Source organism: Nocardia brasiliensis (genome assembly GCF_011801125.1).
Taxonomy (GTDB): domain Bacteria; phylum Actinomycetota; class Actinomycetes; order Mycobacteriales; family Mycobacteriaceae; genus Nocardia; species Nocardia brasiliensis_C.
Genome location: NZ_CP046171.1, coordinates 1525831 through 1539500 on the forward strand (window position 1 = coordinate 1525831; position 13670 = coordinate 1539500).

Here is a 13670-nt window from a genome sequence, read left to right on the forward strand (position 1 = left end):
ACATCGCCGGAAAAAGCGAGAGGCTCCGGTCGATTACGGCCTCTTCTTGATGGGAGCCGCCGTAATCGCCGGAGCACTCGTCTTGGTCCGCTGGGTGCGGGCTAGGTAACCCCCAGGCGGGGCGTCGACCCACTCGGCGTCCCGCCGCCCAGCATCACCGAAGTGACGACCACAACTTTACACGCCCACGTGGGTAGCGTTGCGGCGAAATCGGTGTATAGCCCGTCGACCGGCGGCTCGTCGGGACCGTCGGATCGGCCGTAGGCTCGGGGCCATGTCTGCTCCTGTTCTTCTTGTGCTCGGCGCCGGTCCTGGTGTCGGATTGGCTGTTGCTCGGCTCTTCGCTCGTGATGGATACGCGGTGGTGTTGGCCTGTCGGCTGGCCGAAGAGGCGCAGCCGTTGGTGGCGGAGCTGCGTGCGGAAGGTGTCGACGCGGACGGGGTCGGGGTCGACCTGTCCGATCCTGCCGACGTGACCCGGGTGGTCGCGGGCGTGGGGGAGCGGCGTGGGCGGATCGACGTGCTGCATTTCAACCCGAGCATGTTCCGGCAGTCCGACCCGCTCCAGTTGACCGTGCCGGAGTTGATCGAGGACTTCACCATCGGTGCCGCCGCGCTGCTACCCGCCGTGCAGGCGGCGCTGCCGTTCTTCGCCGCGGGCGCGCGGGTGCTGGTCACCGGGAGCGCCGCGGCGGACAAGCCGTGGAACCAGGCCGCCTCGCTCGGTGTGCAGAAGGCGGCCGTCCGCAACCTGGTCACCAGCCTGGACACCACCTTGGCCCCCAAGGGTTTTCGCGCCGTCGCCGTGCAGATCAACGGCGTCCTCGGCGAGGGCGCGTTCACCCGCGACCGCGTCGCCGCCGCCCTGCACGCCGCAGCGACGCGCCCGCTGACCGATTGGACACCGCACACGTCGTACGACGGCTGACCCGCGCGACATTCAGCGGCCCCGCGCACGAATTCGTCGACCGATCAGTGCCCGGTAGAACGACCCATGCGCGGCGGAGTGCGGTGTGTGACGGTGGCCACGGTGCGCGGGGGGAATGTTGTTGTGTGGCAGCTGAATCGGTGTGTGGCGGAAGAGTCGGTGCGCGGCAGCTGGATCGATGCGCGGCGGGAGGTTCGGTGTGCGGCAGCTGGACCGGTGCGCGGCGGGAGGTTCGGTGTGTGGCAGCTGAGTCGGTGTGTGGCGGGTGAATCGGGGCATGTCAGAAAAATCGTTGCACGGCAGCGGAATTGGTGCGAGGTCGGGTCGGGCGGCTGCCTTCGCGCGCCCTATTCGGGCAGGATTTCGGTGAACCCGATCGGGAGGTGGGCGGGACCGCGGAGGTTCACGTGGTCCCGGTAGGGCGGTGGGTCCGCGAGTAGGCGGGGTGCGGGCACCCGTCGGGCGAAGCGGGTCAGGGCGACTCGGGCCTCCAAGCGGGCCAGGGGCGCGCCGAGGCAGAAGTGGGCGCCGAGACCGAAGGACAGGTGCCGCGACTCCCTGGTGGGGTCGAAGCGGTCGGGATCGGGGTAGACGGCGGGGTCGCGCTGGGCGGCGGCGATGAGCATGACCAGCAGATCCCCACGGGCGATGTCGATCCCGCCGACGGTGAACGCGTCGGCGGCGATCCGCGGCATCAACTGCACGGGCGGGTCGAACCGCAGTGTCTCCTCGACGATCCCTTGCGCCCGTGCGGGATTCGCCCGCAGCGCGGCCAGCTCGTGCGGCCGGCGCAGCAGTGCGAGCAGCGCGTTCGAGATGAGGTTGACCGTGGTCTCGTGTCCGGCGATGAGTAGCAGCGCGCAGGTGGAGATCAGTTCCTGGTGCGAGAGCATGTCGCCCGCGTCCTCGGCGGCGATGAGCTGGGAGAGCAGGTCGGGCCCCGGTGTGGCGCGCCGGCGCTCGGTGAGCTTTTCGAAGTAGTCGCTGAGTTCGGTGCCCGCGCGCGTCAATTCGGCAGGGTCGGCCCGGAATTCGGCGGCGCGCCGGGAGGTAGGGTCCAGCGTGCGGGCCAGCAGCGCGGACCAATGGCTGAGTTGCGCCTCGTCTTCCAGCGGCACGCCGAGCAGCTCGCAGATGACGGTCACCGGCAGCGGATAGGCGAATTCCGCGACGGCGTCGAATGTGCCTGCCGCCGAACGCTTGTCGAGCAGGTCGTCGACGATTTCGGTGATCCGCGGTTCGAGCTGCCGCACCACCCGCGGGGTGAACGCCTTCGACACCAGGCGCCGCAGCCGGGTGTGGTCCGGTGGATCGAGGAACAGGAACGACGGCTTCACCTGTTCGCCAGGCATTTTCGATGCGGTGTAGAGCGGCATGGCGTCCATCTGGAGCGTGGCCAGCGAGCGATCCACGCTCACCCGCGGATCGCGCAGCACCGCGGTGCAGTCGGCATGGCTGGAGAACACGACGACCGGCGCCGTGCCGATCCGGAACGGCCCGGCCTCGCGAATTCGTGCGAACAGGGGATAGGGGTCCGGCCGGAGTGCGGGGTCGAGCAGTTGCACGTAATCGGTGCTCGGTTCTTGGGCTGTAGTCATGGTGCTCCCACCTGATGTGCGGCGCGCCCGGCGCCTGATCACCCGACGGCGATCGCATGGCAGTATTATTGCGATACTGCTAGTAGGAATGCAATACCACCAAGTGTGCGAGGATGTGCCGCATGACCATCCGACGCCCGCCCGATGATTCGGTGACCCGCGTCGTCGAGTTGCTCGGCGACCGGTGGACGATCCTGCTCATCGCCGAGGCGTTCTTCGGCGTGCGGCGGTTCAGCGATTTCGCCCGCAATATCGGCATCACCAACCGCAATCTGCTCACCAGTCGGCTGCGCATGCTGATCGACGCGGAGATCCTCGCCCGCACCGACGAGGGCGGCGGGCGGGTGGACTATCACCTCACCGCTGCCGGGCGTGAGCTCTATCCGATCATCATGGCCATGATGGCCTGGGGCGATCGGCACCTCACCGACCCGGACGGCCCGCCGCTGGTGCTCGAGCATCGCACCTGCGGGCACACGCTCACCCCGGTCATGGTGTGCGATCACTGCCGGAACGAACTCGATCCCCGTGACGTCGAGGCGCGGCCCGGCCCGGGGTTCCACGCCGCGCCCATCACGGAGGCGACCGGCTGAGCCTCAGTCGAGCGCGCGCGCCGCGGCGGTGATGGCCGCGGCGGCCCGGTCCACGTCGTCGACGGTGGTCCGCCAGTTGCTGAACGCCGCGCGCAGCGCCGATTGACCCTCGTAAACTGTTGGTGTGACGAAGGTTTCGCCGCCCTCGGCAATCGCCTCGGTGAGCGCGGCGATCCGCTGCGGGGTAGCCCGCTCGGCGAGCGTGAAGCAGACGACGTTGAGCCGTACCGGCGCGAGGAGCCGCAGCGAGCCGTCCGCGGTGAGCAGCCCGGCGAGCCGGTTCGCGCAGGATATGTTGCGCCGCACGATGTCTCGATGGCCTTCGCGGCCGTAGGCGGTCAGTGAGAACCAGGCGGGCATGGCGCGCAACCGGCGGGAGTTCTCCGGCACCAGGTGCCCGAAATCCGGTGTGCCGGTCGGCGCGGTCAGATACGCGGCGGAGTTCAGGAAGACCCGCAGCTGTAGCTCCCGATGTCTGGTGAACTGAACCGCGGCGTCGTAGGGCACATTGAGCCACTTGTGCAGATCGACGCACACCGAATCCGCCTCGGCCAGTCCGTCGACCAGCTCGGCGTGTTCCTCCGACAGCGCCGCGAACGCGCCGAACGCGCCGTCGACGTGCAGCCAGAACGGATACCGTTGGCGCAGCGCGGCGATCGCGCGCAGATCGTCGAAATCGACCGTGTTCACCGTGCCCGCGTTGGCCACCACGATGGCGGGATGACCGTCGAGCGCGTCGAGGGCCTCGGCGAGCCTGCGCACGTCGACGGCCTCGCGGCCCGGCAGGGTCGGGACGTATTTCAGGCTGTCCCTGCCGATTCCGAGCATGGACAGCGATTTGACGATGCTGGAGTGCGGCGTGCCGGAGAGCACCGAGATCTGGCCGAGCGCCCCGATACCGGCCTGGGCCACCGAGACCCCGAGTCGGTCGCCGAGCCACTCCCTGGCGATCGCCAGGCCGACGAAGTTCGACATGGTCGCGCCGCTGACGAAAGCGCCGGTGTGCCCGGCCAATCCGAACAGCTGCCCGATCCAGTCGACCGTCTGACGCTCGAGTTCGGTCGCCGAGGAGTCCTCGCCCGACATGGCGTTCTGATCGAGCGTCGCGGTGAGCCAGTCGCCCGCGACCGCCGCGGGCGTGGCGCCACCGGTGACGAAGCCGAAATACCGCGGCCCGGCACTGGCCGAGAACTGTGGCTCCCAGCGTTCCAGGAACGTCTCGAGCGCCGCCCGCAGGCCGTGCCCCTGTTCCGGAAGTCGCTCCAGCCCAACTTCTTTCGCCGCTCGCGCGACCGGCCGGGTGGCGATGCCGGTCAGCAGCTCGCTCGCCGATTCACGCACCGCCTCGAGCAGTTCGGGCAGCTCGGCGAGGTCATCGGCCAGTTTCTGATCCACGAGTCGACGCTACGAGAAGCCGTCCAGCTTGTCCGGAGCCAGTCGAGAGGTGCTGGCCTTGCCCGGCCGGGTCAGTGCAGCGCGCTGCCCTGCTGCCACTGTTCCCACGGCACGCCCCAGTCGCCGTTCTGCCAGACCTCGAGCGGTGCGCCGCCGGTGTTGCGGACCTCGACGACGTCACCGGGGACGGCGAAATCGTAGAACCAGCGCGCGTTCTCGGGGCTGAGGTTCAGGCAGCCGTGCGAGGTGTTGGTATTGCCCTGCGCCCACATTGTCGAGGCGAGTTCGTGCAGGTAGATGCCGTCGGTGCTGATCCGGGTCGCCCAGTTGATGGTCTCCTTGTAGCCGAGCCGGGAGTTGACCGGCAGGCCGAAGGTAGAGGAGTCCATGATCACCGGGTTCGCCTTGCTCATCACGGTGTAGGTGCCCGGCTGGGTCCAGAAGGTGATGGTCTTGCCGCCGACGTTCTCGCTGCCGCCCATGCCCATCGAGGTGGGCATGGTGCGGACCAGCTTGCCGTCTTCGAAGACCTGGACCTGCTTGGTGTCGTCATCGGCGATGGACACGTGCGACGCGCCGACGGTGAACGAGGCCTTGCTGTCCTCCTGGCCGTAGAGCCCGCCACCGAGGTCGACGGCGTAGATGTTGGCGGCGACGCTGACCTTCGTACCCGGCGCGTAGTAGTCCTTGGGCCGCCAGTGCAGATGCCGGTTGTCCAGCCAGTACCACGAGCCATCGACCGGTGGGTTCGTCGTGACCGACAGGCGCTTCTCGGCCAGCGCGCGGTCGGGCACGTCCTCGTCGAAGTGCGCCGCGATGACGGCGCCGACCCCGAAGGTGCCGCCGTCGAGCAGACCGCCACCGGTGGTCTCGAAGTAGACCTTGGTCTGGTTGTTCGGCGTCAACGTGTCGAACGTTGAAGTCAGCGGCCCGCTGCGGCCGGTGATGGTGAGTCCCTCCGCGGTGATCGTATAGGTGTGGCCGTAGCCGAGCGGGTCGGCGGGCTTCCACGCGGTTTTGTCCGGCGTGAAGATGCCCTCGATCTGCTTGCCCGCCTCGTTGGTCATCGTCACCGAGGTCAGCACGCCGTCGCCGGCACTCACCTGCACCTTGCTGGTGGGGTCGACGCCCTTCGTGCCGGGTGCGGGTGTGATGGCGATCGCCGCGGGTGCGGGGTCCTTCGAGACCGGTGGCTTCGAATCCGACCCTGAACAACCCGCCACCACCAGCGCCACGACCAGGACGACGATCCCGGCGGCGCTGGATCGGAAGCGGCGACTCGACATGAATTCTCCTGTGTTCGCCGTGCGCTTCCCGCGGCGCACCCTCGACTTTCGATCCCGCTCCGCGAGTTTACCGGCCCGCGGTGGGTGTCCTCGTCGAGGCGGAACTCAGTTGTCGGGGCCGATCCGGAATTGGGTCGCCAAGCCGCGAGCGACCTCGTCGCCGAGGAACGGTTGTAGGAGGAGGAACATAATCATGGACATCGGCACAGCCCCGATCGTGTAAAGCGGTACTACCAGGCCGCAGGCGCCGAATCTCGAATCCGGACGGCGCAACCCGACCTTGCACACTGTCCATTTCAGGCTAGGGGCGGCGCCGACGCTGGGCAACCCGTCGGCGCGAATCTGGTCGACTGCTGAATTGACCAGCGTGTCACCGCGACACACTGGTCGGATCGCCGAATGCCTTGCGGTAGTTGCGCGGTGCGGTGCCGACGAGCTGGGTGAAGTGATGGCGCAGCGAGGCGACCGAACCGAAGCCGGATTGCTCGGCGACCCGATCTATCGGCAGATCGGTGGTTTCCAGCAAACGCTGAGCACGACGGATGCGCGCGTTCAGAATCCAGTGCAGGACGGTGGTGCCGAGCTGGGATTCGAAGCGGCGCTGCACCGTTCGAACGCTCAGACCCGCGTGTGCGGCGATGTCGGCGAGGGTGAGCTGCTCGGTGATGTGTTCCTCGATCCAGTCCAGCAGCGGCTGCATCGCGGGGGAGCCTTGCGCCGGGTCGGGCCGGGTGATGAATTGTGCCTGGCCGCCGTCCCGTTGCAGCGGTAACACCATCTGGCGCGCGGTGTCGGCGGCGACCGCCGAGCCGTAGTCGCGGCGTACCAGGTGCAGGCACAGATCGAGGCCCGCGCCGGAACCCGCCGAGGTGAGGATCTGCCCGTTGTCGGTGAGCAGCACCGAGGGATCCACCTCGACGTGCGGATAGCGCGCGGCGAACAGGTCGGCCAACCGCCAGTGGGTGGTGGCTCGCAGCCCGTCCAGCAGGCCGGCGTCGGCGAGTAGAAAAGCTCCGGTGCAGATGGAGGCCACGACCGCGCCCCTGGCCGCGGCCGCGCGCAGCGCTTCGCGGTGGCGGGGATCGGACTCGAGCATGCTTTCCGCGCCGGGCACGAGCACCACGTCCGCCTGCTCCAGTGTTTCCAGCGGCCAGCGCGGGCCGATCGAGAACATCTGCTGACCCGAGGCGCAGGCGGTGGTCGACTCGCCGCACATGCGCACGTCGTAGCCGGGCTGATTGTCGGGGAGCCAGGTGGACGCGAAGATCTGCGCGCCTAGGACCAGGTCGAAGGCATTCACACCGGCAGGGACGAGGATGGCGACCATCCGCATGTCGCGATCTTAGCGAAAGCTGACATTGACGCCACTTGTTTGCTATTCGTTAGCTGGAAGCATGGAGCGATCAACCGGCGGAATCAGGAAGGGCTCGTGATGACCGACATGCCAATCGCTCCGCGGCTTCACCGGCACGCGGGTGTGCGAAGCGATCGCTCCGTCGCCGGGCTGCTCGAGGCGGCCGACGAATGCGCCGTCGTCGAACGCTTCTACGAACTCATCTTTCTGCAGGATCACGCGCAGGCGATCGATCTGGTCGCCCCCGACGCCCGGTTCTCCGCGCCATGGCAGCTGCCCGGCCTGCCCGACCTGGTGGTGGGTCGCGATGAACTGCGCGCCGGCCTGGACTGCTGGGCCGCCGAACTCTGGCACGCGGGCAGCCTCTCGCGCATCAGCGTCAGGCCCTTCGCGGTGGCGCACCTGTGGTTCGCGATCATCGAGGGTGAGCTGACCGCGCGGGAGAGCCAGCGCCGGTATCACGCCGTGTTCGTCAGCGAGGTCCGGTTCCGGGACGGCCTGATCGCCGCGGTGCGGCAGTATCACAACGTGCTGCACGAGGTCATCGCGCTGGGCGCGGACGTGCCAGGGGTCAACGTGCCGGGGTATGGCATCGGCTCGTACCGCGCCGATGGGAAGGATCGACACGACGCGGCCTGAGCCGCCCGCTACGGTGTTGCCTTGAGTCCGGACCGAACACGGTCCGCGGTCCGAGGAGGCGCTGTGCCGATGATCACGGTTACCCGCGAGGTCGCCGCTACCCCAGACCGGGTCTGGGCGGTGATCACCGATCTGGAACGTACCGCCGAGGTGATCCGCGGCATCACCCGCCTGGAACGCCTCGACAACGGGGCGGGCTTCACCGTCGGCACCAAATGGCGGGAGACCCGGGTCATGTTCGGCAAGGAAGCCACCGAGACCATGACCGTCACCGCCCTGGTGCCCGGCCAGACCTACACCACCGAGGCCGATTCGCACGGCACGCACTACCGATCCATCTTCACCCTCACGGCCAAGGGGCAGCACACCCTGCTGGCCATGGGCTTCGAGGGTAAGCCGCACGGCAAGGTCACGCGCACAGCCGCTTTCATCGGCAGGCTGTTCGAAGGGCCCACCCGTCGCATGCTGCGGCGCGATCTCGACGACATCGCCAAGGCCGCGGAATCCTCATCCAGCTGACGGGAATACGGCCTCGTGCGACAGCGCTTGGGCGCGCACCGCTGACTCCGGTCAGTTCGCCGACGGGCGCAGGTCGAGCAGCTGCTCGAAGAAGCCGCCGATGTTGTTGGCGCGGTCGACCAGGTGGATCTCCAAGATCCAGTGGCAGCTACGGCCTTTCGGGTCGAGGCGGCGCATCGGGACGGTCGAGCCGGTGGCGACGTAAGAGGTCACCTCGGTGCCCGAGATCTGCTTGTGCGGGAACTCGCCGACCAAGTGCCCCGCGATCTCGGCGGTGATCTCCCAGCCCTGCGCGGTGGCCTGCGCGCGGACGAAATCGTAGAGCTGTTCGCCGGTGATGTCGGGATGCGCTTCGAAGTAGGCGCGTCCCTGTTCCCACAGCGGTTCCAGCGCGTCCCGCAGCGCCAGTTTCGCTGGGTCGCTGCCGAGCACGTAGGTGCGGCCGAAATCGGCCTCCCACTCCTCGAAGATGGGGCCGAAATCGAGGAAGCAGATGTCGTCCGGCTCGATCACCCGGTTCGGCGGCTTGGCGCTGTAGGGCTCGAGCGTGTTCACCCCGGAGCGCACGATGCGCTTGTGCCAGAACCGTCGAATGCCGAACATCTCGTTCGCGAGGTCGCGTACCGCGTCGCTGACCTCCGACTCCGTCGCGCCCGCCGCGATGATTCCCCGCGCCACTACCTCGTCGAACAAAGCCACCGCATTGGCCTCGGCCGCCAACAGGGCCGAAACCCGTGCCGCCTCGTCCACACCCACCGTCTCCATGATTCGACCCTAGCCCGCCGCGCACCGTCCGGTCTGTACGCAGCGGGCATTCGGGTGAAACGTGCTTCAGTCGTCGGCCCCGCGCACAAAATATGCTTCGGCGGCCGTCTCGGCGACGCACCCGACGCGACGGCGTCGCCGGCCCGGAATCGGGTATGCGGGCGGTATGAGCGGACCACAGATGGATCGGGTGACGGCCGAATCGAAGCGGGACGAGGCGGATTTCGCCGACGAGCACACGAAAGCGACGCACGCCGACGAGCATCCGTCCGGCGTCGATCTGGAGACCGACGAGTCGACACCGGACGGGCACGCGGGTATGGACAGCTAGACCCGGCGGAACCTGGCCTGCCAGGCGGCCAGCTCGACGGCGGTGCCCGCGGGCAGGTCGAAGCCGGTGTCCTGGCCGAGCACCGACGGTGTCACCGTGCCGTGGTACTTCGCTGGCTGTAGATCCTCCAATTCCCATCCTTCGCCGAAGGATTCACGAATGAGCGTGTCGCTGATCCGGGGTCCGAAGCCGGGTTCGACATCGGAGAGCGCCAGGATGTGCACGGCCCCGCCCGGCTTGCAGAGCGCGTACAGGCTGCGCACATAGGCGGCGCGGTTGACCGGTTCGGTGCCGAAGATGTGGAACAGCGCGCTGTCCACGATGGTGTCGTAGCTCGGTGCGGTGTCCGAGGCGGTGGGCGCGAGCAGATCGGCGGCCTCGAAGCGCGCATTCGGAACCCCTTGGGCCGCAGCGTTTCGCTTGGCGTACGCGATCGCGCTGGGGGACAGGTCCATGCCGATCACGTCGTATCCGAGCTTGGTCAGCAGGATCGTGTGCTCACCGGCCCCGCAACCGGGGTCGAGCACTCGCCCCCGCACCCACCCGGCACGCTCCAACTCCACGATCGCGGGTTGGGGCCGGCCGATCAGCCACGGCGCTGTGTCATTGTCGTATACCGCATTCCATTGCTCGACAGATTGAGTCATGCCTCCACTATCAAACGTCAACCATGCTCGAGGTCAACGGCCGAAAATCGCTGGCGTGGATGCTCTACGAAGCACGGGCGCGGGTGTCGCAGGCCGAGTTTCGGGTGGGGACCCGCACGAGTTGCCGATGCCCGGCGACGCCGTCGATCTGATCGTGTGTGCCCTTGCACTGAGCCGTGGTCCTTGGCCGCTATGGTGCCCGAGGCGGCGCAGGCGGCCAGGGCGGGCGTGCCCGGCATGCTCATCTGGGACTTCCAGCTGAGCTTAGGCCGGCCGGCGGGCTCGAAGCGCGGGTGCGGCCGAAACCGCGAGCCGCGCAGCTGCTTCGAGCCCGCCGGTGCTGCGTCCGGTCAGGCGACGGCGACCAGCCTGGCCGCGTTCGCGGCCTCGTCGTCGGCGGCCTGGTTGGCGGCCAGCTCGGCCTGCACACGATCCCGGTAGCGGGTGAGTTCGCGCTCGGCGTCGGCGGTGTCCCAGCCGAGATGCGGGCCGATCAGGAGCGCGACCTCGGGCGCGGCGAGCAGGCCGCGGTCGGCGGCCTCGATCGAGATCCGGGTGCGCCGGGTGAGCACGTCGTCGAGATGCAGTGCGCCCTCGTGGGTTACGGCGTACACGACCTCGGCGGCCAGGTACTCCTCGGCGCCGGGCAGCGGCTCGGCCAGCGCCGGGTCCGCGGCGATCAGCGCGAACAGGTCGTGCGCGCCGGAACCGTAGCGGCCGAGCAGATGTGCCACGGAGGCCTTGGGCAGGCCGACGCGCTGCGCCAGGCTGTCCAGGTCGTCGAGCATTTCCTGGTAGCCCACCGCACCGAGGATCGGCAGCTTGTCGGTCACCGACGGCGCGACCGCGCGGCCGAGTCCCTTGACCGCCGCGTCGACCACATCGGCGGCCATCACCCGGTAGGTGGTGTACTTGCCGCCCGCGATCACGAACAGACCCGGAACCGGTTCGGCCACCGCGTGTTCGCGTGACAGGGTGGAGGTGTCGCTGGACGCGCCGGACAGCAGCGGGCGCAGCCCGGCGTAGGTGCCGACGATGTCCTCGCGGGTCAGCGGCTCCCGCAGCACCGCGTTGACGTGGTCGAGGATGTACTGCACGTCGGCGTTGCTCGCGGCCGGATGATCTTTGTCCAGCGACCAATCGGTGTCGGTGGTGCCGATGATCCAGTGGTTGTGCCACGGGATCACGAACAGCACGCTCTTCTCGGTGCGCATGATCAGGCCGGTGTCCAGGTCGAGCCGTGCGCGCGGCACCAGGATGTGCACGCCCTTCGACATGCGCACGTGGAACGGGAAATCCACGCCCGTCATCCGGTTCATCTCGTCGGTCCAGACGCCGGTCGCGCTGATCACCCTGCGGGCCCGCACCGTGTGCTCGCGGCCGGTCTCCAGGTCGGTGACCTGCGCGCCGATCACCCGTTCGCCGTCGCGCAGCAGCCCGGTGACCTTGGTGCGGGTCAGCACCGTCGCACCGTGCTGGGCCGCGGTGCGCGCGATCATCATGGTGTGGCGCGCGTCGTCGACCTGCGCATCGAAGTAGCGGATCGCGCCGGTCATCGAGTCATCGCGCAGCGCGGGCGCCAATTCCAGTGCGCGCGTACGGCTCAGGTGCCGGTGCATGGGCAGTGCGCGCGCACCACCGATGGTGTCGTACAGGGCGACGCCCGCGCCGATGTAGGCGCGCTCCCAAACCCGGTGCTGCAGCGGCAACAGGAACGACACCGGCCGGACCAGGTGCGGGGCCAGCTTGTTCAGCAGCAGGCCCCGTTCCTTCAACGCCTCACGCACCAGCCAGAAGTCGAGCTGTTCGAGGTAGCGCAGGCCGCCGTGGATCAGCTTGCTGGAACGACTCGAGGTGCCCGCCGCGAAATCCCTGGCCTCCACCAGGGTCACGCTCAGGCCGCGGGAGGCGGCGTCGAGGGCGGCACCGGCGCCGACCACGCCGCCGCCGATCACCAGCACATCGATTTCGTTGTCGCCCAGGGCCTGCACCGCGTCGGCGCGGTAGCTCGGATCCAATCTCGCGGACATTGCATTCTCCTTTTTCGGTGATAAGTCGCTCAGCGCGCCGACGAGCTACTCGTCGACGTCGATCCAGTCGAGGGTGCGCGCCACGGCCTTCTGCCAGCGGGCATAGCCGCGGGCGCGCTGCTCCTCGGTCCAGGTGGGGTTCCAGCGCTTGTCCTCGTGCCAGTTCTGCACGAGTTCGTCTGTGCTGCTCCAGAATCCGACCGCGAGCCCGGCCGCGTAGGCGGCGCCGAGCGCGGTGGTCTCCGCGACGACCGGGCGCGAGACCGGCACGCCGAGGAAGTCGGCCTGCAGCTGCATGCACAGCTCGTTCGCGGTGACGCCGCCGTCGACGCGCAGCACATCGAGCCGCACGCCCGAGTCGGCCTGCATGGCCTCGACGACGTCACGGGTCTGGTAGCAAATGGATTCCAGCGTCGCCCGCGCCAGATGGGCGTTGGTGCTGAACCGGGAGAGCCCGACGATCGCGCCGCGCGCGTCGGAGCGCCAGTAGGGTGCGAACAGCCCGGAGAACGCGGGCACGAAGTACACCCCGCCGTTGTCCTCGACCTGCCTGGCCAGCGATTCGCTTTGGGACGCACCGGAAATGATGCCCAGCTGGTCGCGCAGCCACTGCACCGCCGAACCGGTGACCGCGATCGAACCCTCCAGGGCGTACACCGGCTTCTCGTTGCCGAGTCGGTAGGCGACCGTGGTGAGCAGGCCGTGCTCGGAGCGCACGATATCGGTTCCGGTGTTGAGCAGCAGGAAGTTTCCGGTGCCGTAGGTGTTCTTCGCCTCGCCGGGCCGGAAACACACTTGGCCGACCGTGGCCGCCTGCTGGTCACCCAGCACGCCGGCCAGCGGCACCTCGCCACCGAACGGGCCGTCGGCCCTGGTCTTTCCGAACAGTTCGGGGTTCGACGACGGGGCGATGGTCGGCAGCATCGAGCGCGGAATACCGAAGATGGACAACAGTTCGTCGTCCCAGTCCAGGGTCTCCAGGTTCATCAGCATGGTGCGGCTGGCATTGGTCGGATCGGTGACGTGCACGCCGCCGTCGACCCCGCCGGTCAGGTTCCACAGCAGCCAGCTGTCGGTGGTGCCGAAGATCGCCTCCCCGCGCTCGGCCGCCTCGGCGACGCCGGCGACGTTGTCCAGGATCCAGCGCAGCTTGCCGCCGGAAAAGTAAGTGGCAGGGGGCAATCCGGCCTTGTGGCGGATGGTGTCGCCGTGGCCCGCGCGCTCCAGTTCGGCCGCGATGCGGTCGGTCCTGGTGTCCTGCCAGACGATGGCGTTGCAGTAAGGGCGCCCGGTGGTGCGGTTCCACACCACGGTGGTCTCGCGCTGGTTGGTGACGCCGACCGCGGCCAGATCGCTCGCCTGCAGATCGGCTTTGGTGAGCGTGCTCTGGATGACCGCGCGGGTGCGCTCCCAGATCTCGGTCGGGTCGTGCTCCACCCAGCCGGCCTGCGGCAGGATCTGCTGATGTTCGAGCTGGTGGCGGGCGATCTCGTTGCCGCTGTGATCGAACACCATGAAGCGGGTGCTCGTGGTGCCCTGGTCGATGGCGCCGACGTACTGGGTCATCGTGGTCCTTTCGAGGAAA

At 68.4% G+C, this 13670-nt stretch carries 13 protein-coding genes; 5 read left to right on the forward strand and 8 right to left on the reverse strand.

Annotated elements, in window-relative coordinates:
• The first annotated feature begins 274 nt into the window (after positions 1 to 274).
• A complete protein-coding gene (locus F5X71_RS06915) occupies positions 275 to 928 on the forward strand; it encodes an SDR family NAD(P)-dependent oxidoreductase (protein ID WP_167461184.1) in 654 nt (217 codons plus the stop codon).
• A gap of 347 nt (positions 929 to 1275) precedes the next feature.
• Here F5X71_RS06915 and F5X71_RS06920 read toward each other — a convergent pair whose 3' ends face one another.
• Positions 1276 to 2526 (reverse strand): cytochrome P450, encoded by a 1251-nt coding sequence (locus tag F5X71_RS06920; protein WP_167461185.1) that lies wholly within the window; start codon positions 2524 to 2526, stop codon positions 1276 to 1278.
• Positions 2527 to 2648: 122 nt separating this feature from the next.
• Between F5X71_RS06920 and F5X71_RS06925 the strand changes: the two genes are divergently transcribed.
• Complete coding sequence (locus F5X71_RS06925; protein ID WP_167461186.1) at positions 2649 to 3119, forward strand: winged helix-turn-helix transcriptional regulator; 471 nt, start codon at positions 2649 to 2651, stop codon at positions 3117 to 3119.
• Between the two features lie 3 nt (positions 3120 to 3122).
• Here F5X71_RS06925 and F5X71_RS06930 read toward each other — a convergent pair whose 3' ends face one another.
• From F5X71_RS06930 to F5X71_RS06940, 3 genes are all read right to left on the reverse strand, one after another.
• Positions 3123 to 4514 carry a pyridoxal phosphate-dependent decarboxylase family protein gene (locus F5X71_RS06930; protein WP_167461187.1) on the reverse strand — a complete coding sequence of 464 codons (1392 nt, stop codon included), beginning with the start codon at positions 4512 to 4514 and terminating at the stop codon, positions 3123 to 3125.
• A gap of 71 nt (positions 4515 to 4585) precedes the next feature.
• Positions 4586 to 5800 (reverse strand): L,D-transpeptidase, encoded by a 1215-nt coding sequence (locus F5X71_RS06935; protein ID WP_167461188.1) that lies wholly within the window; start codon positions 5798 to 5800, stop codon positions 4586 to 4588.
• 370 nt (positions 5801 to 6170) lie between these two features.
• On the reverse strand, positions 6171 to 7133 hold the full coding sequence (locus F5X71_RS06940; protein WP_167461189.1) for a GlxA family transcriptional regulator: 963 nt from the start codon (positions 7131 to 7133) through the stop codon (positions 6171 to 6173).
• 99 nt (positions 7134 to 7232) lie between these two features.
• Between F5X71_RS06940 and F5X71_RS06945 the strand changes: the two genes are divergently transcribed.
• Together F5X71_RS06945 and F5X71_RS06950 are read left to right on the forward strand one after the other, a co-directional pair.
• Complete coding sequence (locus F5X71_RS06945) at positions 7233 to 7793, forward strand: nuclear transport factor 2 family protein (RefSeq protein ID WP_167461190.1); 561 nt, start codon at positions 7233 to 7235, stop codon at positions 7791 to 7793.
• 69 nt (positions 7794 to 7862) lie between these two features.
• On the forward strand, positions 7863 to 8312 hold the full coding sequence (locus tag F5X71_RS06950) for an SRPBCC family protein (RefSeq protein ID WP_167466279.1): 450 nt from the start codon (positions 7863 to 7865) through the stop codon (positions 8310 to 8312).
• A 51-nt stretch (positions 8313 to 8363) separates the two neighbouring features.
• On the opposite strand, the gene F5X71_RS06955 is transcribed toward F5X71_RS06950, so the two are convergent.
• Positions 8364 to 9077, reverse strand: coding sequence for a M24 family metallopeptidase (locus F5X71_RS06955; RefSeq protein WP_167461191.1), 714 nt, complete (start codon positions 9075 to 9077; stop codon positions 8364 to 8366).
• 166 nt (positions 9078 to 9243) lie between these two features.
• On the opposite strand from F5X71_RS06955, the gene F5X71_RS06960 reads away from it, so the two are divergent.
• Positions 9244 to 9408, forward strand: a complete 165-nt coding sequence (locus F5X71_RS06960; RefSeq protein WP_167460067.1) for a hypothetical protein — start codon at positions 9244 to 9246, stop codon at positions 9406 to 9408.
• Here F5X71_RS06960 and F5X71_RS06965 read toward each other — a convergent pair.
• The 3 genes from F5X71_RS06965 to glpK form a co-directional block, all read right to left on the reverse strand.
• Positions 9405 to 10055, reverse strand: coding sequence for a class I SAM-dependent methyltransferase (locus F5X71_RS06965; RefSeq protein WP_167461192.1), 651 nt, complete (start codon positions 10053 to 10055; stop codon positions 9405 to 9407). The genes F5X71_RS06960 and F5X71_RS06965 overlap by 4 nt on opposite strands.
• 350 nt (positions 10056 to 10405) lie before the next feature.
• Positions 10406 to 12085 carry a glycerol-3-phosphate dehydrogenase gene (gene glpD, locus F5X71_RS06970; RefSeq protein WP_167461193.1) on the reverse strand — a complete coding sequence of 560 codons (1680 nt, stop codon included), beginning with the start codon at positions 12083 to 12085 and terminating at the stop codon, positions 10406 to 10408.
• A gap of 45 nt (positions 12086 to 12130) precedes the next feature.
• Complete coding sequence (gene glpK, locus F5X71_RS06975; protein ID WP_167461194.1) at positions 12131 to 13651, reverse strand: glycerol kinase GlpK; 1521 nt, start codon at positions 13649 to 13651, stop codon at positions 12131 to 12133.
• Positions 13652 to 13670 lie beyond the last annotated feature (19 nt).